20 protein-coding genes are annotated in these 22,017 nt (G+C 42.0%); 11 read left to right on the top strand and 9 right to left on the bottom strand.

Features of this window, described 5'->3' with window-relative positions; all coding sequences use genetic code 11:
- Positions 1 to 12: 12 nt before the first annotated feature.
- The 4 genes from L3V38_RS18755 (at position 13) to L3V38_RS18740 (ending at position 4,875) form a co-directional block, all read left to right on the top strand.
- A complete protein-coding gene (locus tag L3V38_RS18755; RefSeq protein ID WP_237120337.1) occupies positions 13 to 2,340 on the top strand; it encodes a methyl-accepting chemotaxis protein in 2,328 nt (775 codons plus the stop codon).
- A 63-nt stretch (positions 2,341 to 2,403) separates the two neighbouring features.
- Positions 2,404 to 3,225, top strand: a complete 822-nt coding sequence (locus L3V38_RS18750) for a protein-glutamate O-methyltransferase CheR (protein ID WP_237120336.1) — start codon at positions 2,404 to 2,406, stop codon at positions 3,223 to 3,225.
- Positions 3,218 to 3,835, top strand: coding sequence for a chemoreceptor glutamine deamidase CheD (gene cheD / locus L3V38_RS18745; RefSeq protein ID WP_237120335.1), 618 nt, complete (start codon positions 3,218 to 3,220; stop codon positions 3,833 to 3,835). The genes L3V38_RS18750 and cheD overlap by 8 nt, the downstream gene beginning before the upstream one ends.
- A gap of 8 nt (positions 3,836 to 3,843) precedes the next feature.
- A complete protein-coding gene (locus tag L3V38_RS18740; protein WP_237120334.1) occupies positions 3,844 to 4,875 on the top strand; it encodes a chemotaxis response regulator protein-glutamate methylesterase in 1,032 nt (343 codons plus the stop codon).
- Here the strand turns inward: L3V38_RS18740 and L3V38_RS18735 are convergent.
- Positions 4,865 to 5,896, bottom strand: coding sequence for a polysaccharide deacetylase family protein (locus tag L3V38_RS18735; protein ID WP_237120333.1), 1,032 nt, complete (start codon positions 5,894 to 5,896; stop codon positions 4,865 to 4,867). The genes L3V38_RS18740 and L3V38_RS18735 overlap by 11 nt on opposite strands.
- On the opposite strand from L3V38_RS18735, the gene dinF reads away from it, so the two are divergent.
- On the top strand, positions 5,873 to 7,207 hold the full coding sequence (dinF, locus tag L3V38_RS18730) for an MATE family efflux transporter DinF (RefSeq protein ID WP_237120332.1): 1,335 nt from the start codon (positions 5,873 to 5,875) through the stop codon (positions 7,205 to 7,207). The two genes, L3V38_RS18735 and dinF, sit on opposite strands and share 24 nt — an antisense overlap.
- 4 nt (positions 7,208 to 7,211) lie before the next feature.
- Here dinF and L3V38_RS18725 read toward each other — a convergent pair whose 3' ends face one another.
- Both L3V38_RS18725 and nfuA read right to left on the bottom strand, forming a co-directional pair.
- On the bottom strand, positions 7,212 to 7,481 hold the full coding sequence (locus L3V38_RS18725; RefSeq protein WP_237120331.1) for a hypothetical protein: 270 nt from the start codon (positions 7,479 to 7,481) through the stop codon (positions 7,212 to 7,214).
- 14 nt (positions 7,482 to 7,495) lie between these two features.
- The gene (nfuA, locus tag L3V38_RS18720) at positions 7,496 to 8,071 is read right to left on the bottom strand and encodes a Fe-S biogenesis protein NfuA (protein ID WP_062568328.1); all 576 of its coding nucleotides are present in this window, start codon (positions 8,069 to 8,071) and stop codon (positions 7,496 to 7,498) included.
- Positions 8,072 to 8,215: 144 nt separating this feature from the next.
- On the opposite strand from nfuA, the gene L3V38_RS18715 reads away from it, so the two are divergent.
- Positions 8,216 to 10,765 (top strand): M14 metallopeptidase family protein, encoded by a 2,550-nt coding sequence (locus L3V38_RS18715; RefSeq protein WP_237120330.1) that lies wholly within the window; start codon positions 8,216 to 8,218, stop codon positions 10,763 to 10,765.
- A 6-nt stretch (positions 10,766 to 10,771) separates the two neighbouring features.
- Here the strand turns inward: L3V38_RS18715 and L3V38_RS18710 are convergent, their stop codons facing one another.
- Positions 10,772 to 11,479: a phosphoribosyltransferase family protein gene (locus L3V38_RS18710; protein WP_237120329.1), complete on the bottom strand. Its 708-nt coding sequence runs from the start codon at positions 11,477 to 11,479 to the stop codon at positions 10,772 to 10,774.
- 58 nt (positions 11,480 to 11,537) lie between these two features.
- Here L3V38_RS18710 and bioH point away from each other — a divergent pair, with 58 nt between their 5' ends.
- The 3 genes from bioH to L3V38_RS18695 all read left to right on the top strand — a co-directional run bounded on the left by bioH (position 11,538) and on the right by L3V38_RS18695 (position 13,552).
- On the top strand, positions 11,538 to 12,275 hold the full coding sequence (gene bioH, locus L3V38_RS18705) for a pimeloyl-ACP methyl ester esterase BioH (protein WP_237120328.1): 738 nt from the start codon (positions 11,538 to 11,540) through the stop codon (positions 12,273 to 12,275).
- A 102-nt stretch (positions 12,276 to 12,377) separates the two neighbouring features.
- Positions 12,378 to 12,686 (top strand): hypothetical protein, encoded by a 309-nt coding sequence (locus L3V38_RS18700; protein ID WP_062568324.1) that lies wholly within the window; start codon positions 12,378 to 12,380, stop codon positions 12,684 to 12,686.
- A gap of 2 nt (positions 12,687 to 12,688) precedes the next feature.
- A complete protein-coding gene (locus L3V38_RS18695; RefSeq protein WP_237120326.1) occupies positions 12,689 to 13,552 on the top strand; it encodes a putative metalloprotease CJM1_0395 family protein in 864 nt (287 codons plus the stop codon).
- Between the two features lie 60 nt (positions 13,553 to 13,612).
- On the opposite strand, the gene L3V38_RS18690 is transcribed toward L3V38_RS18695, so the two are convergent.
- From L3V38_RS18690 to greB, 4 genes are all read right to left on the bottom strand, one after another.
- Entirely contained in the window at positions 13,613 to 15,928 is a 2,316-nt protein-coding gene (locus L3V38_RS18690; RefSeq protein ID WP_237120325.1) for a Tex family protein, read from the bottom strand.
- A 134-nt stretch (positions 15,929 to 16,062) separates the two neighbouring features.
- Positions 16,063 to 16,644, bottom strand: a complete 582-nt coding sequence (locus L3V38_RS18685; protein ID WP_237120323.1) for a CBS domain-containing protein — start codon at positions 16,642 to 16,644, stop codon at positions 16,063 to 16,065.
- 51 nt (positions 16,645 to 16,695) lie between these two features.
- Positions 16,696 to 17,001, bottom strand: coding sequence for a hypothetical protein (locus L3V38_RS18680; protein ID WP_130149153.1), 306 nt, complete (start codon positions 16,999 to 17,001; stop codon positions 16,696 to 16,698).
- A gap of 113 nt (positions 17,002 to 17,114) precedes the next feature.
- Positions 17,115 to 17,597 carry a transcription elongation factor GreB gene (greB, locus tag L3V38_RS18675; RefSeq protein ID WP_237120322.1) on the bottom strand — a complete coding sequence of 161 codons (483 nt, stop codon included), beginning with the start codon at positions 17,595 to 17,597 and terminating at the stop codon, positions 17,115 to 17,117.
- A gap of 165 nt (positions 17,598 to 17,762) precedes the next feature.
- Between greB and ompR the strand changes: the two genes are divergently transcribed.
- Entirely contained in the window at positions 17,763 to 18,482 is a 720-nt protein-coding gene (ompR, locus tag L3V38_RS18670) for a two-component system response regulator OmpR (protein ID WP_062568318.1), read from the top strand.
- A 5-nt stretch (positions 18,483 to 18,487) separates the two neighbouring features.
- Complete coding sequence (gene envZ, locus L3V38_RS18665; protein ID WP_062568317.1) at positions 18,488 to 19,783, top strand: two-component system sensor histidine kinase EnvZ; 1,296 nt, start codon at positions 18,488 to 18,490, stop codon at positions 19,781 to 19,783.
- Between the two features lie 63 nt (positions 19,784 to 19,846).
- Here envZ and L3V38_RS18660 read toward each other — a convergent pair whose 3' ends face one another.
- Positions 19,847 to 21,889 (bottom strand): glycoside hydrolase family 97 protein, encoded by a 2,043-nt coding sequence (locus tag L3V38_RS18660; RefSeq protein ID WP_237120319.1) that lies wholly within the window; start codon positions 21,887 to 21,889, stop codon positions 19,847 to 19,849.
- Between the last annotated feature and the right edge of the window lie 128 nt (positions 21,890 to 22,017).

The raw sequence follows: 22,017 nt of genomic DNA, 5'->3' as shown, positions 1-22,017 counted from the left end.
AAGGTGAAGGGTATGGGATGGTTTAGCAGTCCTAAAAGTGTTGAGTCAAATAATGATTTAATTGTTACTGCATTGAATAAATCACTTGCAGTGATTGAATTTCAACCATCGGGAACAATCTTGACAGCCAATGCAAATTTCTTAAGCGTCATGGGTTACCGGCTTGAGGAGATTCAAGGCCAGCATCACGCGATGTTTGTTGCTGAAGAAGAGTCTCAAAGCACCGAATACCAGCAGTTCTGGCAGCGTTTGCGAAGTGGCGAATTTATCTCTGATGAGTTCAAGCGCATCGGCAAAAATGGCCAAGAGATTTGGATCCAAGCGACCTATAACCCAATTATTGATAGTAACGGTCAAGTCGTTAAAGTCATTAAGTTTGCCAGTGATATATCAGCACAAAAAGAACGAGACAAACAATCACAACGTGATGCAGATTTATCTAACGCGTTACGTGTTTGCCAAGCAAACGTGATGATTGCGAACAATGATCTTGAAATTATTTTTGTTAATGAGCAGGTAAAACAAATGCTAAAGGCGCGTGAAAGTGACTTGCAGTCAGTATTACCTAACTTCTCGGTAGCAAATTTAGTGGGTACCTGTGTTGACGATTTTCATAAAAAACCAAGTCATCAGCGTGAATTGTTAAAGGCACTGACAGAGCCTTATAAAACTACCTTGCGACTTGCAGGTTTAATTTTTAGTTTGATTGCTACTCCTTGGGTGAATAGTGCTGGCAAGCGCTTAGGAACCATCGTTGAGTGGCAAGATATTACTGACAGTGTTAATAAAGCTGAGGCTGAAAAGCGTGAAGCTGAAGAAAACCTGCGAGTACGTCGTGCGCTTGATAGGGTCGCAACAAATACCATGATAGCTGATGCGGGTAATAATATTATCTACATGAATGAAGCTGTATTGAACATGATGAAAATTGCTGAAAGTGACTTGCGTAAAGACTTGCCTAACTTTAATAGCAACAACTTAATCGGTCAAAATATCGATGTATTTCATAAAAACCCTGCCCATCAACGCAATATGCTGGCAAAACTTAGCAGTACCTACAGTACGGAGATTGTTGTTGGCGGACGTACCTTTGGTCTTGTGGCAAATCCTATTTTTACACCAGATAATGAGCGCATTGGTACAGTGGTGGAATGGGAAGACAGAACAGCCGAGGTTGCAATTGAAAAAGAAATTGCTGGTTTAGTCGCTGCCGCAGGTAAGGGGGACTTAGAAGCCCGTGTCGAAGAGACAGGTAAAACAGGCTTTTTCCTACGCTTAGCGCAAGGTTTAAATAGCATGGTGGCTATTGTTGACGATGCAGTTAAAGACACTGGTAATATGCTTGATGCTATGGCGAACGGCGACTTATCAAAACGTATTGAACAAGAATACCAAGGGTCATTTGAGAAATTAAAACGTGATGCCAATGCCACGGCTGATAAATTAACGGAAGTGATTAACCGTATTAATAGCTCTGCGACATTAGTTGCTAGTGGTGCTGAAGAAATCTCGCAAGGCAATGCTGACTTGAGTCAACGCACTGAAGAGCAAGCATCTTCACTTGAAGAAACAGCATCAAGTATGGAAGAAATGACCAGTACAGTTCGTCAAAATGCTGATAATGCCAAAGAAGTGAACGAACTTGCCGAGGAAACACGTGCTAAGGCGCAAAAAGGTGGTGAAGTTGTTAATCGCGCAGTAACGAGTATGTCGGCCATTAATGAGTCGAGTAAGAAGATTGCCGATATTATTAGTGTGATTGATGAAATAGCTTTCCAAACGAACTTACTTGCATTAAATGCCGCTGTTGAGGCTGCAAGAGCGGGTGAACAAGGTCGAGGATTTGCTGTGGTTGCAGGGGAAGTGCGTAATCTTGCACAGCGCTCTGCGGCAGCTGCAAAAGAAATTAAAGAGTTGATCCGCGATAGTGTGGGTAAAGTCGAAGACGGTACTCTACTGGTTAATGAATCTGGCTCAACACTACAAGAAATTGTGACTGCCGTACAAAGAGTCACAGCCATGATCTCTGATATTGCCCAAGCATCAGAAGAGCAAAGTTCAGGTATTGAACAAGTCAATAAAGCAATTGCACAAATGGATGAAATGACTCAACAAAATGCAGCATTAGTTGAAGAGGCATCTGCGGCTGGTGAGTCAATGGCTGAGCAAGCAAATGATATGCGACGTTTATTGAACTTCTTCTCGCTCTCAGCGCAAGAAGAAACAGACATAACCAGCCGTGCTTCGAGTGTATCCGTTAAGCGACCAAGCCAATCGGCGACAGTCTCGCCTAAAGGTAATAATTTTGTAGACCCAAGTGACGAGTGGGAAGAGTTTTAAAACTCTTCCCACTCTACATCGCTAATACAATGTGTATTCCCTCTAAGGCTGGTGGGTCAAATTATGAAAGAGTTTTTACTAACGGATAGTGACTTCAAAAACATTTCATCTCAGGTGTACGATGCTTGCGGTATCGTACTTGCTGAGCATAAGCGTGAAATGGTGTATTCACGCTTGGCAAGGCGACTTAGGTTACTTAAGTTAAAGAGCTTTAAGGACTATTTAGCTTTTTTAGAAGAACATAAAGAGCGAGAATTTAGTGAGTTTATCAATGCGATTACCACAAATTTGACGTCATTTTTTCGTGAACCACATCACTTTAACTATCTAAAAAATACTATAGTGCCGAGGCTATTGACTACAAATGCAAAGCAAAAGCGAGTGCGCGTTTGGTCCGCAGGCTGCTCCACAGGGGAAGAACCCTATACAATAGCAATGACCCTAAGTGGTTTGTTCCCGACTAATTGGGATGTAAAAATTCTGGCCACTGACCTTGATTCAAACGTACTTGCTAAGGCGCAAGCTGGTACTTATACAGCGGCCAATGTAAATGGGCTCGATAAAAGTCAGCTAAAACGTTGGTTTTTAAAAAGTCATGATGGTCAGCTCTATAAAGTAAAACCACAGTTACAAGAGAATATCTTTTTTAAGAGATTGAATTTACTTGAGCAGTGGCCGATGAAGGGATCATTTGATGTCATTTTTTGTCGCAACGTGGTTATTTACTTTGACAAGCCGACAAAAGATACGCTTTTTCATCGTTACTTTGACTTATTGAGTAACGCGGGGCATTTGTTTTTAGGGCATTCAGAAACCATGGGCAAAGACCATAAAGAATTTAAAAACTTAGGCCAGACGATTTATCAAAAGGTGGTCAATGAATAGTCATTTCAAACCAGTATTATCAGGGTTTGAGCACGTAAAGCGTTTTTGGGACAGTCACAGACAAAAGGTTGTCGCAAAAGTGTTACCGGGTGAATTCTATGTTTCTAAAAATGATGAACTGATCACCACCGTACTTGGCTCATGTATTGCTGCATGTATCTATGATCAAGGGTTAGGGATTGGTGGTATGAACCACTTTATGCTGCCAATGCAAAAAGGCGTGGATCCGAGTAATGCTCACAGTTTAAATTGCCGTTATGGTAACTGGGCCATGGAGTTTTTAATTAATGAAATCCTTAAAAATGGTGCATCAAAACGTAATTTAAAAGTGAAGCTATTTGGTGGTGGTAAAATTATTCGCTCAATGACAGATATAGGTGTCGGTAATATTCGCTTTGCAAATGCATATGTACTTGAGGAAGGTTTAGATTTAATATCACATGACGTCGGTGGGCCTTGGCCTCGTAAAATAATTTTTAATCCTCAGACGGGTCAAGCACAAGTGAAAAAGCTGCGTGATCTGCATACTGATAAACTAGAGAAACGTGAAGTTAAATACTTACACGAAATCGAGCAGCAAGATGCTGGAACAGACATTGAGCTATTTTAGGAGAGTGTATGATCAAGGTACTTATTGTTGATGATTCTCCCTTGATCCGTGGTTTACTGAAAGAGGTACTTGAGCAAGCGGATGATATGCATGTTGTCGGTGCAGCTGAAGACCCTTACCAAGCACGTGATCTCATTAAGCGTTTAAACCCTGATGTGCTGACGCTTGATATTGAAATGCCAAAAATGGATGGGTTAAGCTTTTTGAAGAATTTAATGCGCTTGCGACCTATGCCGGTTGTTATGGTTTCGACATTGACTCAAAAAGGCTCACCTATTACCCTCGAAGCGCTAGAACTCGGGGCTGTGGATTTTATCGCAAAACCAACGGCTAATGTGTCTGAAAACTTGCAACGCTATGCGCACTTAGTACAACAAAAAGTCCGTACAGCAGCAGGTGCAAGGATCCGAGCATTTAAAGAGCAGAAACTAGAAAAAGATAGCTCACTCGACAGTCTGCAATTTAAAAGTAATGCAGTTATGGCCATAGGTGCTTCAACGGGGGGAACAGAGGCAATCAAAGAAGTGCTTATCCGTATGCCCAAACACTGCCCACCCATTGTCATAACGCAACATATTCCACCTGTGTTTAGCACTTCATTTGCGATGCGGATGGACCGAATCTGTGCGATAAATGTTAAAGAGGCAGAGCAAGGTGACAAGTTAGAAGCCGGCTGGGCTTATATTGCCCCAGGCGATCAGCATTTAAGTGTGGTGAAAAAGGGAGCTGCGCTGTATTGCCAATTAGACTCAGGCGAGCCCGTTAATCGTCATCGACCTGCTGTGGATGTGTTATTTAACTCTTTAGCGGTTTTAAATTGCAAAACAACGGTAGCGTCTTTATTAACCGGCATGGGAAGTGATGGTGCAAAAGGGTTGTTAGCTTTACATCAAGCTGGTGCCTATACCATGGCACAGGATGAGTTATCGTCTGTGGTATGGGGGATGCCAAAAGCCGCAATCGAATTGAATGCGGCTAATGAAATTGTCAGGCTTGATAAAGTAGCAGCACACATGCTTAAACAGGCTGCTAAGGTGTAATTACCCAAGGTTGTGAAAACCAATAATAACTGCCTTTTTTATTGATAGAAGGGGCTGTACAGTTGAACCGAGAGCGGCCTTTTTTCAATTTATTAGGCGAGGTAATGTGTACTGTATCTTTGCTTACCCACTCAAGGTTAGCTTGACCAACACCCGATACATAGCATGCGAACTGACTTTTGTGGAAATCTTGCATATCGAATTGAATGCTTAAACTTGGCGGGTTTTCGCTGGTGACACTATCGGCGTAATTTAATGCTTTAATTGTAAAAGCTTGTGAGTCAAGTTTCGTCGACAGGGTATCAAGTTTAGAATAAAAGCCTGACGCAGGAAAACGCGGTAATCGCGTAAAATCAGAGTGAACTCCTACTGCACCTGAATGTTGACCAATACCAACAAAACCCAATGACTTAATTAATGCTTGTAACTCGTTATTGAACTCACCATAAGGGTAAGCAAGGTATTTATAATCATGACCTATTTCATCTTTAATGCGCTTTTGGGCATTTAAAATATCTTTTTTAGTACGAGACTGCCACTGAGCATCAGTCTCACCTTCTTGTTTTAAATGCATGTAATTGTGCACTTGCGTATGATTGCTTATTAAGGCTCCTTTATTAGCCAGCTCTTTTAATTGCTGCCAAGTCATGACATAGCTTTTACCACTATCAATAAGTTCAGGGTTTACAAAAATAGTATAGGGGTAGCCATACTTTTCGAGGATAGGGGCGGCTTGTTCATAATTATTTTTATAACCATCATCAAACGTGATTGCGACAGTTTTATCGGCTAACTCTTGACCTGTCTGCAGTTGAGAAATCAACTCATTCAATGGGATAACATTAAATTGCTGGTCTTTTAAATATTGCATGTGCTTGGTAAACGTCTCGCTGCTGACGCTTGTAACAGCCGGAAGGGTTTCACTCACGTGGTGATACTGTAAAATAACGGCGCCGTGGGCACGCACTGATAAACCTAACAGGACTGCAAATACTACATGAAACATTTTCTTAAACGTCATAAGGCACACCATAAAAGTTTGCTGTTATTAGCCGGTCCAATGATCTTATCAAATATTACTGTTCCATTGTTAGGATTAGTTGATACTGCTGTCATCGGTCATTTAGGCAGTGCTCACTACTTAGCCGGTATTGCACTGGGCTCAGCAGTTATCTCCCTATTATTTTGGCTAGCAGGATTTTTACGTATGAGCACCACGGGGCTTGTAGCACAAGCTTACGGTCGAGACGATCATACTTTGCTAGCTGAGTTATTAAAGCGCAGTTTATTGTTAGCGACTTTCGTTGCGCTTATATTAATCGCGCTTAGTGTACCTATTCAATCCTTAATGGCATATTTATCGGGCGCAAATCAAGCAGTGTTGGAGCAAGCACATAGCTATTTTTCAATCCGTATTTTTAGTGCGCCAGCTGCTTTGTGTAATTTAGTGCTATTAGGGTGGATGTTGGGGGTACATTACGGCAGAGGGCCGTTCTATTTATTACTCATCACCAATATTACCAATATCGTGCTTGATATCTATTTTGTTGTTTTTCTTGATTGGAAAGTGGCTGGAGCGGCTTGGGCATCGTTAATTGCAGATTACATCGCTTTAGCCTTTGCACTTTGTTTAGTTTATCAGTTGGCTAAAAAGCAGGGCATTAACTTAGCGGTAAAGGCGTGGTTTAACATGGCTAAATTGCTCGAATTAGTTAATTTAAACCGTGATATCTTCATACGTTCACTGGCGTTGCAATTGTGTTTTAGCTTTATGACCTTCTATGGCGCAAGAATTGGCGAAACGACACTCGCAGCGAATGCAGTACTGCTGAACTTTTTAATGCTCGTAAGTTTTGCGCTTGATGGTATTGCATATGCAAGTGAAGCTAAAGTAGGTAAAGCAAAAGGCGAAAAGAGCACTGAGCACATACACCTGTGGGTTAATTTGAGTTTGTTCTGGGGGGGACTTTTTGCATTATTTTACAGCTTAATCTTTTTAATTTTTGGTAATGCAATTATTCGTTTATTAACCGATGTGCCAGAAGTGATTACGATGGCTGCAGATTATTTACCATGGGTGATTATCTTGCCTATTGCAGCAATGGCATGCTTTTTATTCGATGGTGTTTTTGTTGGTTTAACGCGTGCAAAAGATATGCGAAATACGATGCTGATTAGTGCAGCGTTCGGCTTTTTTGGACTGTTTTGGTTGGTAAGTGATTGGCAAAACCATGGCCTTTGGTTCGCAATGACCATTTTTATGCTGATGCGCGGTATAACGTTATGGTTGCGCTATCGTTATATTGTTAAACAAAATGGCTTGTTGAAATAAGCGTTTATTTCCAAAGGTCAGGATCATCATCTTTGGGAGATGCTCGCTCAAGAACCTGTGCAAAACGGTTGGCAAAAATACCTAAATAACCCCAAGCGGCAAAAAATAACGCGATGGCCAAAATAAGTAAGCCAATCAGTTGCAAGATTGCAGGGCCATAATAACCAATGGCAATAAAAATCACGGCCAGCATAAACAGTGCTAGGCCGCAAAGAAAGCGTTTTAAGCTTAATTTGGGGTCGCTACCTAAGCGAAATACCCATTGTTTAAGCATGCTTTAGATACCGATTAGTAGTAAGAGTGCTCACCAGATTGGTGATCGGTAATGTCTCTCACACCATTGATTTCATCAAACTTAGCGATCATTTCTTTCTCGATGCCCTCTTTCAACGTGACATCAATCATCGAACAACCGTTACAGCCACCACCAAATTGCAGAACAGCAATACCGTCAGCGGTAATTTCAACTAAACCAACTTGACCACCGTGGTTTGCAAGTTGTGGATTGACTTCAGTTTCAAGCATGTGTTGTACACGCTCTTGTAACGTCGCGTCGTCGCTAAGCTTACGTGCTTTGGCATTAGGCGCTTTTAGAGTTAACTGAGTGCCCATTTTGTCAGTTACAAAATCGATTTCAGCTTCTTCTAAAAAAGGCGCACTTTCTGCGTCAACAACGGCATCAAAGCCATTAAAAGGTAGACGAATATCAGTCGCTTCAACCGCGTCTTCTGGGCAGTAAGAAACACCACACTCCGCCTGCGAAGTACCTGGATTTACAACAAAAACACGAATGTTTGTTTGTTCAGCTTGGTCTGCTAAAAGTTTAGCAAAATGAGATTGTGCAGATTCAGAAATAGAGATCATAAAACGGACTATACTTGACTAAATTACTCGGATACTGTGTATCATACTCCGCTCATCGTATTGTCGCCAGTGTTGAGCGTAAAAAGTTGCATCTATTTTGTCTAGTGGTAGCGTGAAAACATCAATTAAGTACAGGTGCTATCTATGCGTTTAATAATAACAATATTAACCATGCTAGTGAGCGTTAGCGCATTAGCGAAACCCCTTTCTTATTACTTTGAACAAGATGTGAAATTTGATCCAACCATTCCAACACCTGAACAGGTGTTAGGTTACGAAGTAGGTGAGTGGCATGTTCGCCATGATCAGCTTGTGCAGTATATGCAAATTCTTGCCGATAAAAGTGACCGAATGAACTTTCAAGTGATCGGTCGTACTCATGAACAACGCCCATTGGTTATGTTAACTATCACTGCGCCAGAAAAATTAGGGCAAGTTGAGGCTATTCGTAAAGCCCACCTAGCACGTTTGGACGGTGAATCATCAGACTCAAGCAAACAGCCGGCGGTTGTATGGATGGGGTATAGCGTGCATGGTAATGAGTCATCAGGGAGTAATGCTTCATTATTAGTGGCTTATTACTTAGCTGCTGCGCAAGGCCCAGAAATTGATACTTTACTGAACAATACCGTTATCTTACTGGACCCATCTTTAAATCCTGATGGTTTAGCGCGTTTCGCGAACTGGGCAAACAGTAATCGCGGTATGAATTTATCGTCAGATCCAGAAACTCGCGAGCATCGAGAAAACTGGCCTAGTAGCCGTACTAATCATTATTTATTTGACTTAAACCGCGACTGGTTATTACTACAACACCCTGAATCACGAGCACGTATAGCTCAGTTCCATCAATGGAAGCCGAATATTCTTACTGACTTCCACGAGATGGGACCAAACAGCACTTTCTTTTTTCAACCCGGTATTCCGACACGTAAGCACCCGATTACACCAGAAGAAAATGTGACTTTGACTAAAGCTATTGCTAACTATCATGCGAAGACGCTTGATGAGCATAATGCTTTGTACTTCACCGAAGAAAGTTTTGATGATTTTTACTACGGAAAAGGTTCAACTTACCCTGACGTGAATGGTGGGGTGGGTATTTTATTTGAGCAAGCCAGCTCACGTGGTCATTTACAAGATACAATCAACGGCCCGTTAAGCTTTCCGTTTACGATTAAAAATCAATTACTAACTAGTTTATCTACATTTCAGGCTGCAATTGAAAACCGCCAAGATTTGCTTGATTACCAAGCTGAGTTTTATAACAAAGCGATTGACCTTGCTGGTGATGAAGACTTTAAAGGGTATGTTGTTAAAGGCGGTGCAGATAACAGCCGCATGCAGTACTTTTTAGCGTTATTAAAGCAACACCAAATCAATGCGTATATGCTTGAAGAGCCATTAAAAGTGAATGGTCAAAGCTTCTCTGAAAACAGCTATTTCGTACCATTAGCACAACCACAGTTTCGCTTAGTGAAAGCCGTTTTTAGTGAACAACAACGCTTTGTTGATAACACATTCTATGATGTATCTGGCTGGACACTCGCGCATGCATTTAATTTAGAGTTTGCAAAAGTAAGTAGTAAATGGGGGCTTGATGTTGCAAAAATGCCTTGGCAAAAAGGAGTTAAGTCAAGTTACGCAACATTGCCACAAAGCTATGCTTACGCATTCAAGTGGGATGATTATCTTGCACCAAAAATGTTGAATACTTTGCTAAAGCAAGGTGTTAAAGCGCGTGTTGCATTGAGCCCTCTTACCGCTAAAACGCCCAGTGGTGAGGTTGCATTTGAACCCGGTAGTATTTTGCTCCCCGCAGGTTTGCAAACAGACAGCAATTGGGTTGATTACTTAAATCAAGCACAGACTGAGTTCGGTATTGAAATTACGCCAATTAGCTCAGGTTTAACGGTGAAAGGTGCTGATTTAGGCTCTCGCTCTATGGCAGTTGTAAAAGCGCCTAAAGTTTTACTCGTGGGTGGTGCCGGAACCAGCCAATATGAATTGGGTGAAGTATGGTATTACCTCGACCGTTTTGTAGGCACTGCGCCAACTATTGTTGAAATGCCTCGTCTTAGCAGCCTTGACCTTGAAAATTACAGCCATATTATTTTGGCTCATGGTAATTACAATGCACTTGATGATGCGACCAAGGTTGCGATCAAAGCTTGGGTACGTAAAGGTGGTGTTATTTGGGGTCATAAAGGAGGTGCCAAGTTCCTCGCTGACCAACAATTATTAAAGGCCAGTTACTTATCTCGTCGTGATGTAGCGAGCGCATTTAATACGCAAGGACTTACTTATGCCGATAAAGATCACTTAGCGGGCCGTCAACGTATTGCCGGAGCAATTTTTAATACGTCAGTTGATTTATCACACCCGCTAACATTTTCACTTAACCGTAATACCCTGCCAGTATTTAAAAATAGCACTTGGTTGCTTGAAAAGTCAGATGCACCGTTTGTAAATGTTTTGACATACACAGATAAGCCATTATTAGCGGGCTTTACTGATGATGTTAATGTAGAGCAAGTTGCCGGTGCTGCGGGCTTAATTGCCCACTCATATGGAAAAGGCAGTGTTATTGGTATGACGGATAACCCTGTGTTTCGTGGTTATTGGTATGGTACTAGCCGATTATTGAGCAATGCTTTATTCTTTGGTAATGCCTTTCATGCAGCGGGCGATTAACCTATTTTAAGGTTCTCCTAAAGGGGTCAAACACGTCAGCATTGCCCATACGTGTTTGGCACCTGCTTTTTTTAGCTCATCGGTTGCTGCATTCAATGTTGCCCCTGATGTCATTACATCATCAATAATGGCGACCGACTTACCCTGCAAATTTGCTTGGCACATAAATGCATTACGCATATTTTTAATTCGTTTAGCTTTACTGAGAGAAGATTGTGCAATCGTTGCTTTTTGTTTAACAAGCGGCTCTGTTACAACTAAGTTCATTGCTTTTAACACCGGTAGCCAAGTTTGGCTTACCTGATTGTACCCTCGTTTTATAAAGCGTTTATTATGCAGCGGCATAATAATAAACTCATCAGGCCAAGATTCATTGACTGCTTTAGCGTGCTGTAACTGCAAATAAATAACCTGTTGTAGGGCTATTTTATAGTACTGTTTATCACTAAACTTCAGTTGTTTAAGCCACTGTTTCATAGGGGCTTCATACCATGCACAGGCTATGAGGTGATCAAAATGACAATCGGGGAATGCATCACAAATATCAGGGCGGTGAAGTAAATTAGCATGTTTGCTTAGATCAAATAACCTTAAGTCGTTTAAACAATGCTCGCAAAGTGCATCGTTACTTTTTATATGCGTTTGACACGTAACACAAAAGTTAGGAAACAGCGCATGTAGGCTATGTTTTAATATCTTCGTTAAGTGAGCCATTGCATTCAATCCTTTAAACGCTATCATGAGCCATCAGTGTGCTTGAGAGTTTAAAAATATGCAAAATGAAATGGTGTTATTACATGGCTGGGGAATGAATCAAGGGGTCTGGCAAGTGATTTTACCAGAGCTTGAGTTTTCATATGAGGGCACTATTCGCTGCCTTGATTTACCAGGCTTTGGTGAAGCGCAGTCATTACCCAATACCTATAATTTGCATGAAGCAGCCAAGATGCTGAGTGAACAATTGCATAACGACTCAATACTAGTTGGGTGGTCGCTTGGCGGATTATTTTCACTTTACATTGCCGCTCACTGGCCAGAAAAAGTATCCAAGGTTATTTTAGTGGCATCGAGCCCTTTTTTTGCTCAAGCTGATAATTGGGCGGGTATTAAGCCTGAAGTGCTTGATGCGTTTAAAGAGCAACTAGTGACTCACACAGACAAAACTATCGAGCGATTCCTAGCGATTCAAGCCATGGGCAGCGAATCAGCTCGTGACGATATTAAAGCGTTAAAAAGATTATTAAAACAGTATCCAGCACCGCAAGAGCGAGCCCTCAGTGCAGGCCTAGATATCCTACAGCAAGAAGATTTACGTCAGTTATTTAGCAAAATAACGTTCCCTATTCGCGGTATATTTGGGCGTTTAGATGCGCTAGTTCCTTACCGTGCAATTAAGGGTATGCAGGCTTTGCAGCCTAACTTTGAATATGAGGTGATCGATAAGGCATCTCACGCTCCTTTTATTTCTCATAAAACTGAATTTATAAGCGCTCTGAAATCAATGTGTTAATTAAATATTGCTCTGCAGAGCCCAAAAATAGGGGGATTTTACTTTATTTTGATTGTTTTGTGAGCGATACTTGTAGGGAAGATCTCACTGTTGGAGGATATGATGCCAATCAGTTCTGTATTTAATAATGGCGTAGAAGGTTACAACCGCGCAAGTCAAGGCATTGAAAAAGCAAGTGCGCAAATTAGCCGCGCGTCTATTGACCAGCAAGACGACGCTCAACTTGCTCAGCAAAGACAATTACAAGGTGCAAGACCAGAGGAAGCGGTTACGCCACCTGTGTCTCAGCCTGCTCGTATTGATGAAGCATTGGTGAACCTGAAAGTTGAAGAGTTCAATGCTAAGGCTAACGTTAATACGATTCAAACTGCCGATGAAGTATTAGGCACGCTAATTGATATAAAAGCTTAGCTATGAATATCGTTACTCCCTTTCCCGCAATCAACATTAACACGGCGAACGTACATACCGAAAGTGCACGCCGTGATAACCAGTTGCGTGAAGTCATTCCACCTCCTGTGGCAACTAGTTCGAGTAACGCAGAAAATAAAGCACTGAGTGATGGCGAAAAAGCAAGACAGCCAAGTGGCGATGTAAGTACTTATGATGCTAAAGGTCGTCTTGAAGACGATAGAGCGATTCAAGAGCGAGAGCAAAGCGAACAAGGTAGTGACGAGAAATCAGAGCAGCAGCAACAAGAAGAGCAAAAACAAGAGCAAAAAGTTGCACAGCAAGAACAGTTAGAGCTTGAACAAATTAAAGAGCTGAAAGCGCGAGACACTGAAGTGCGTGTACATGAACAGGCGCATGCTTCGGTGGGGGGTAAATACGCAGGCTCGCCAAGTTATGAGTATCAACGAGGCCCCGACGGCACAAACTACGCGGTTGGTGGGGAAGTACAAATTGATGTGGCTGAGGTAAGTGGTGACCCTCAGGCAACAATCGATAAAATGCAAACGGTAAGAGCGGCAGCGCTTGCACCTCAAGAGCCATCCAGTGCAGACCGTGCTATTGCAGCCGATGCGACACAGAAGCTTGCCGCAGCGCAGGCTGAACTCGCCATGCAGTCGCGCGAAAAAGCACAGGGCGGTGATGAATCGTCGTCATTAAGAATTGACCGTGAAGGTGCTGAAGACGAAAGCGAAGCGGTGAGCACTTCTCAGACCAAGACAGCCAAACGAGATGTGGAAGTTGATGAGCGAGCCACACGAATAGCCAACTTTTATCAAATGGCTACATCTCCTGGGGAACAAAATAATTTTTCGGCGGTTATATAATTATCAGATTTATAAGAGGCGCGGTTCAATTTGAACCGCGTTTTTGTTTTTAAGCTAAAACTATTTTTTTACTTTAGCATTTGCAAATGCATCGGCAAATGCGTTACCCATTGCCGCATTACCAAAGTCACGCTTTTGCTTAGGTGCACTTTTCGCTTTAGCCGCAGGCTTTGATTTGCCTGCAGGTGCTGTTTTATTGCTTGTATCTACATCATCATCTAAACGCATTGTAAAACTAATACGTTTACGCGCTGCATCAACCTCAAGTACTTTTACTTTAACGATATCACCTGCTTTAACCACTTCGCGTGGATCAGAAATGAACTTGTTGGTTATTGCTGAAATATGAACTAAACCATCTTGGTGTACACCCACATCAACGAAGGCACCAAAGTTGGCTACATTGGAAACTACACCTTCTAGAATCATACCTGGTTTTAGATCGTTAATGGTTTCAACGCCCGCTTTAAATTCAGCAGTTTTAAACTCTGGGCGAGGGTCTCGACCTGGTTTATCAAGCTCTTTAATAATGTCGGTAACGGTTGGTAAACCAAATTTTTCATCTGTGTAGTCGTTGGCAACCAATTTATTCAAAATATCAGTGTTACCAATTAAGCTGTTTACATCTAAGCTGTTCTTTTCACAAATACGCTTAACAACAGGGTAGGCTTCAGGGTGAACTGATGAGTTATCAAGAGGATCTGAACCTGTGCTAATACGTAAGAAACCAGCAGCTTGTTCAAAGGCTTTGGGTCCTAGGCGCTCAACTTTTTTCAGCTCAGAGCGTTTGCTAAATGAGCCATTAGCATCACGATAGCTAACAATGTTTTGCGCCAGTGTTTTGTTTAAGCCAGATACACGAGTCAATAACGGCACTGAGGCCATATTTAAGTCAACACCGACTGAGTTTACACAGTCTTCGACAACCGAGGTCAGGGTTTGACCTAATTGGCTTTGTGAAACATCGTGTTGATATTGGCCTACACCAATTGATTTAGGTTCGATTTTTACAAGCTCGGCAAGCGGATCTTGCAAACGACGTGCAATTGACACTGCACCGCGCAATGATACATCAAGATTAGGGAATTCGTTGGCGGCAAATTCAGACGCTGAATAAACAGATGCACCCGCTTCACTGACCATTATTTTATTTAATTTAAGTTCACTGTTGGTTTTAATCAATTCAGCAACTAACTTATCAGACTCACGTGATGCAGTGCCATTACCAATCGCGATTAACTCAACTTTATATTGGCGACAAAGTTGCTCAAGTGTGCGAAGTGATTTTTCCCAATGATTTTGTGGGGCATGTGGGAAAATTGTTTGCGTTGTTAAAAGCTTACCAGTGCTGTCTACAACAGCAATTTTACAACCCGTACGTAAACCAGGATCAAGTCCTAAGGTTGTACGTGGCCCTGCAGGCGCAGCCATTAATAAGTCTTTTAGATTTTTTGCAAATACGTCAATCGCGCCGGTTTCCGCTTTTTCGCGCATTGCACCTAAAAATTCATTTTCTAAGTGTAGACTTAATTTAATCTTCCAAGACCACTGTACAACACTCATTAACCAGCTGCTTGCAGCGCTATTGCTCACATCTAACCGATAATAGTCAGCAATCATTTGTGCACATACCTGTGCTGGGTTTTCAGCACTAGGTTCTGGGTTGATGCTTAATTGTAAAACGCCTTCATTGCGGGCGCGAAGCATGGCTAGAGCACGGTGTGAGGGGACTTTTTTAAGCGGCTCTTGGTGCTCAAAGTAATCACGGTATTTAGCACCTTCATTTTCTTGGCCTGCGATTACTGTACTTTCAATTTGGCCGTGTTGTGCAATATGACTACGGAATTTAGCAAGCAGTTTGGCGTCTTCAGAAAAGCGTTCCATTAAAATAAATTTAGCACCGTCAAGCACCGCTTTTGTATCAGCAAAGCCTGCGTCAGCATTAATATAGTCAGCAGCTTGCTGCTCTGGTTCGAGGCTGTGGTCATTAAATAGCGCATCGGCAAGTGGTTCAATACCCGCTTCAATGGCAATTTGTCCTTTCGTGCGGCGTTTAGGTTTGAATGGTAGGTATAAATCTTCAAGCTCTGTTTTACTGTCAGCGTTATTAATATCACTACTTAGTTCGGCGGTTAGCTTACCTTGTTCTTCAATTGTGGCAAGAATAAAGCTGCGGCGCTCTTCAAGCTCGCGTAAGTACGAAAGGCGCTGTTCAAGTAGTCGTAATTGCGTGTCGTCTAGGCCGCCTGTAACTTCTTTCCGGTAACGTGCGATAAAAGGGACTGTGGCACCTTCATCAAGTAATTTGATTGCAGCAACAACTTGTGGTTGCTGGGCATTTAGCTCGGTCGCTAAGCGTGCAGAGATATTGCTCATGCATAAACCTTTTTAAAAATAGAAAATCAGTAAACTGAAGATTAATTGCCTGAATAATATCACAATAAGAAGGCCTTAAAAGCACTGCTTTTAAGGCCTTCGAAAATTGTTCTACACAACGCAATATTTATGGCTTAGTGAGGGTGATCGATATGCTGCATCACTTCACTGAAGCTGTTTGCAATAGGGTTAATATTGACAGGAATATGTAGCTTTTTAGCAATTTCACGTGCAGAAATTAACCCACAAATTTCATGTTCAGCACTTGTTACTAAAAGAAACATCATACCTTGGTGTTCCATGGTTTGTAGTGCATCCCCAATACATGCATAGCTGATGCTCTGTAAGCTTACACCTGCTAGGTTATTTAGCGGTGTCATTACATCATGCAAAGTCACTTCATCGCGATGTAAGTTCAAACGTTGTGCAAGAATCATTATTTTAGAGCTTTGTAGATCTGCACTCGATGTGATCCCAACTAACTTGTCTGTGTCATCAACGACTAAGATGAAGTCAGAGCAGCGGTTACTTGTTTGTTTTAGCGCATCAACAATGGTGGTGCTTGCGTGAGCACGTAGTGGATCTTTTTGTGTAAAGCTATTTAGTACTTTTAATGCTGGAGATGTTAGATCAAGTGTTGGTTCTACTTCATTAACAGCGTTATATAATGCACCATTAGATACGTCTTGAAGACGTAATTCTTTGAAATTATTCATATTTGTCACCATAAATTTTAATTAAGCATCGATTTTAAAAACGTAGTTAAATTAAAATACAGGTGGCCCTCGCTGGTGCGCACTGTATACAGAGGCCTTAGTCTGAGTAAAAACACGTACACCTAAGCGCACATCAGGCAGTGGTTGGGCTGCGCGAAAGTTGAGTGCTGGAGTATGTTTATCTAAATCAGTATCAAGGTTAGCAAGGTCTGCATTATCACACGCAATAAAATGTGAGGTGGGTGTAACACTATCAGAATGGTTTTCTATGTCGCTGGCGTAAGAAATCAAACTCACACTGATTAAAAGTGCGAATACAATGGCATTACTTAATATGCGATGTATTGCGTTTGACATAGTTACTACCTTCTAAACATCAAGCTTAAAAACGTCTTAAGCTTCTTTAGTTATAGATCACATTTTTAGACTAAACAATCACAAATTAACCTTTTCTGAATTTATTTTATTAATTATGGCGCGTCTGGGTAGCTTATCTCATTGACATACCATTCTTTTTGGCCTTCAGGGGTCGTAACTGAAAAATCGTCATCGACTTGCTTGCCAAGGAGCGCGCGAGCCATTGGCGCATCGATAGAAATATAATCTTTGCGCTCATAAATTTCGTCAGGGCCAACAATTCGAAAGCGTTTGGTTTCTCCTTGCTCGTTTTCTATCTCAACCCAAGCACCAAAAAACACCCTCCCGGCTTGCTGTGGGTTGTAATCAACGATTTTTAGATCAGGCATGCGTTTACGCAAGTAGCGCACTCGACGATCTATTTGTCGTAATACACGCTTATTGAATTGATAGTCGGCATTTTCAGAGCGGTCACCAAGGCTTGCAGCCCACGTCACAATCTTGGTGATTTCAGGGCGTTTCTCATGCCATAGGTAATCATGCTCTTGTTGCAATTGCTGATACCCTTCACGTGTGATTAGGTTGGTTTTTGCCATATCGATTAAACCTTTAAAGAAAACCTGTGCAAGGTATAAAAGTCTTTTGCCTTTGTCGAGATAGTTTTGAAATGTTCAGTAACAATCTAAGCGTTCAATTCGTTTTTTATTCTTAAGTTTTTCATTTATATTAACAAGTAACATATTACAAGAAGAATGAAAGTTATGGGACACGAAACGACAAAAGTATTAGTAGTTGATGACGATATGCGTTTGCGTAGTTTGCTTGAGCGTTACTTGGTAGAACAAGGGTTTATCGTTCGTACAGCGGCAAATTCTGAACAGATGGATCGCTTAATCGAGCGTGAAAATTTTCATCTAATGGTGCTTGATCTTATGCTGCCAGGTGAAGATGGTTTGTCGATTTGTCGTCGCTTACGTCAAAAAGAAAATGATATACCGATTGTTATGTTAACGGCAAAAGGTGATGAGGTAGACCGTATTATCGGTTTAGAACTTGGCGCTGATGATTATATTCCAAAACCATTTAACCCCCGTGAACTGTTAGCACGTATTAAAGCCATTTTACGTCGTCGAGCAAAGGAAGTACCTGGTGCGCCAGCAGCAGAAGAAAACGAAATATCATTTGGCGAATTTACGCTTAACCTTGCTACTCGAGAAATGTCGCATGGTGATAAAACGATGTCGCTGACCAGTGGTGAGTTTGCGGTATTAAAAGCATTAGTGACTCATCCACGTGAGCCGCTTAGTCGCGATAAACTAATGAATCTAGCCCGTGGCCGTGATTACAGTGCACTTGAGCGTAGTATCGATGTGCAGGTGTCGCGCTTGCGACGTATGATTGAAGTGGATGCCGCTAATCCTCGTTATATCCAAACAGTATGGGGCTTAGGCTACGTATTTGTGCCAGATGGTGAAAAGTAGCTGTTATGGGGATGTTTCCACGTAGTGCGTTTGGACAAACCGTATTTTTGGTTGCTGCACTACTTTTAATCAATCAAATAGTGTCCTATATAACGGTTAGTTTTTATGTTGTTAAACCCACCATAGAGCAAGTTAATCTGATCCTCTCGAAACAAGTTAAAACAGTGTTTATTGAGTGGGAAGAAGGCGTTGAAGTAAGTAAAGAAGCGTCTGAAAAGTTTTTTGAAATCACTGGCATTGAAGTCATGACGCAGCGCCAAGCTATGCGTGAAGGTCTGGCGGAGACACGAGAGTATTCAATGCTTTCACGCAGCATGTCGGAGCAACTCAACGGCTCTGCGCGCGTACGTATAAGCCAAACAGATCCACTTGTATACTGGGTTGAAGCACCACAAGCCCCTGGTTATTGGGTGCGCGTGCCATTAACTGGGTTACAAGAGAATAACCTTGAATTCCTCACTTTTTATTTATCTAGTATCGGCTTTTTAAGCGTATTAGGTGGTTGGTTGTTTGCGCGCCATCTAAACCGACCATTAAAAGCGCTACAGCAGGCGGCAGTTAAAGTGGGTGTTGGGGACTTCTCAACAAAGCTTGAAGAGCAAGGTTCAACTGAAGTGATAGAAGTAACCCGTGCGTTTAATCAGATGTCGCGTGGTATTGCGGCATTAGAAAACGATCGTCGTTTACTTATGGCAGGGGTTTCCCATGACTTACGTACACCACTTACACGTATTCGTTTAGCAACAGAAATGATGTCTGACGACGAAGATTATCTGCGTGAAGGAATTATTCATGATATTGAGGATATGAATGCGATTATCGATCAATTTATTGAATATTTGCGTCATCACAAGCGCGAAGAGCTTGCTCTTGAAGATCTTAATGCCATCGTCAATGAAGTGGTTGAGGCTGAGCAAAAGCATCATCGGCAAATTAGCTTTAAAGAAAACCCCAGCATTAGTAATGTACCTGTCAGTACGGTTGCTATAAAGCGTGTTGTTACCAATATGATTGAAAATGCTATTCGTTACTCTGATGGTGATATTGAAGTGGAAACGCGCATGAGCAGTAATAAAAAGTTTGCCATGGTGGTTGTGAATGACCAAGGGCCGGGTATTCCTGAAAGCGAACTTGAAACCGTATTTGAGCCGTTCAAACAAGGTGATGCGGCACGTGGTAGTGAAGGCAGTGGCTTAGGTCTTGCGATAATTAAGCGTATTGTTGATATGCACGGCGGGCGAGTACAACTGCTTAATCGCCCAGAAGGTGGCCTTAGCGCACAGATTTATTTGCCACTGTAGATACTAACTTAGAGAAAAACGCGGCATCCACATGCCGCATTTTTTAGGTTTGTTAAACTCGTCTTACAGTGCTTTAAAACGAATCGCTGTGCCGCCGCTGGTGGCAAGCTTTAACGTTAGCTTATCATCAGCAGTCACTATGCGTTTTTCTACTTTTAAGTCGTAAGGGTTATTTACCCACTGTGCTTTGTCACCATCGCGATAGATTTGCGCTTCAAACTTTTTACCTTTATCTAAGAAGTCTAACTTCACTTCTAAAGTGCGGGCTTTTTCGTCTGTAACAGCACCTAGATACCAGTCGTTACCTGAGTATTGATCACGCTTGCGCTCTTTACGTGCAAATACAACGTAATCGCCAACTTCGCCTTGTAGTGCAATACTTTGTTGCCAATCAGTTGGTACATCTTGAATAAATTGGAATGCATCTGGTTTCGCTAAGTAGTTACGTGGCAAATCTGCGGCCATTTGAATTGGGCTGTACATTACAACATATAGCGCTAATTGCTTCGCTAAGGTTGTTTGTGGGCGGTTGGTATCGGCACCTAAACCGTTAAAGCCCATATCAAAAATACCTGGTGTGAAGTCCATTGGACCTGCCAGCATGCGAGTAAAAGCAAGCATAGGAATGTGCTCTGGTGGGTTTGGAGGGGTTCCCCATGCATTAAACTCTTGTCCGCGCGCACCTTCTCGGGTTATCCAGTTTGGGTATGTACGGCGCAGGCCAGTATCTTTGATTGGCTCATGCGTATTAATGCTAATCTTATGTTGTGCAGCCAGTTTTACGTTATATAGGTATTCGTTTACCATAAACTGACTATCGTGCCATTCTTTACGCACAATACCGTTTTCATCAATACGCTTTATGTTGCCGCCGTCAGCAACGTAACCTGTTTTTACTTGGCTCACATTTGATTTTTCGTACAGCGCAAACGCATCTTCCATTTGATTGCGGTAGTTAGTAACGTTACCTGATGTTTCGTGGTGCCCGATTAATTGCACGCCTTTTTCTTTGCCATAGCGAGTTAATTCCTCAATGTCGAAGTCATCATAAGGCTGTGTGAAGCTAAATACATCACCGTTATAGAACCAGTCGCCATCCCAGCCAATATTCCAGCCTTCGACGAGTACGCCATCGAAGCCATACTTAGCTGCAAAGTCCATATAGTATTTAGTGTTTGCGGTTGTAGCACCATGAATCTTACCGCTACCCCACGTATTTTCATTGATATGCATACCCCACCAAATACCGACGTATTTGCCAGGTTTAACCCACGATACATCACCAAGTTTATTTGGTTCGTTTAGATTTAAGATTATATCTGAGTTAATTAAATCAACAGCTTCATCACCAATTTGAATTGTACGCCAAGGAGTATTGAATGCGCCGTGTTTCTTAACTGCTACGCCATCAGACCAAGGTGTTAAATCGGCTTGAAAAGTACCGTCACGGCGTTGATTTAGAACCATGCCAGCATAGTCAACAAGGGCTGCTTCGTGAATACTAATATGGATGCCATCTTTGTTTTTTAAGGTAAATGGTGTGTGTACCAGTGCCGCTTTATGTAATGGTGTGGTGTTATAAACATATTCATAGCGGTTCCAACCGCGTGCAGGTATCCACCAAGCCGTTGCATCTGATGAATCTGTAATAGCAAATTCAGTGAGTTCTTTTGTGATCTCTATATCTTCAAAGCCTGCTTGCTTTGGTAATTCGTATCGAAAGCCAACCCCGTCGTTAAAAGCACGAAAGCGCACTGTAAATGTGCCGCCTTGAGGTTGTGGCTTTTTAAATGTAACAGCCACTTCATTGTGGTTATCAACAACAATTTGGCGTTCACCCCAAGGTTGCTCCCAGCTGCTTTTTACAGAATCAGTTGTCTGGCTGCTAATTTTGTAGCCTTCGCTCATTGCTGGTTGTTGCTTGAACACCAAGCCCAGCGCAGAGTTTGCAATAATTTGTTTACCTGCAAAGCTAACTTCGTAGCTAGGTGCGTGTTGTTCATCGGAAATTGTGACTTTTATTTGCCCATCAGGAGAGCTGACAGTCGTGGTTTGTGCTAGGCAAGTACCTGAAAAGGCTGCTAACATTAAAGCTGTAAATCGCATTGTTGTTCCTTGGCGGCTTATGATTGTGAATTGTTGTCACAATAAGCATAAATTGACTTGCGTGTTAATACGAGGTATCTGCATACGTATTCAGCAAAGTACGCACTGATTTTAAAAAGCCAAGCATA

The organism is Pseudoalteromonas sp. L1 (assembly GCF_021728095.1).
Lineage (GTDB): Bacteria > Pseudomonadota > Gammaproteobacteria > Enterobacterales > Alteromonadaceae > Pseudoalteromonas.
The sequence above is the reverse complement of the archived record's forward strand: the minus strand, read 5'-3'. Positions and strand labels throughout refer to the sequence as shown.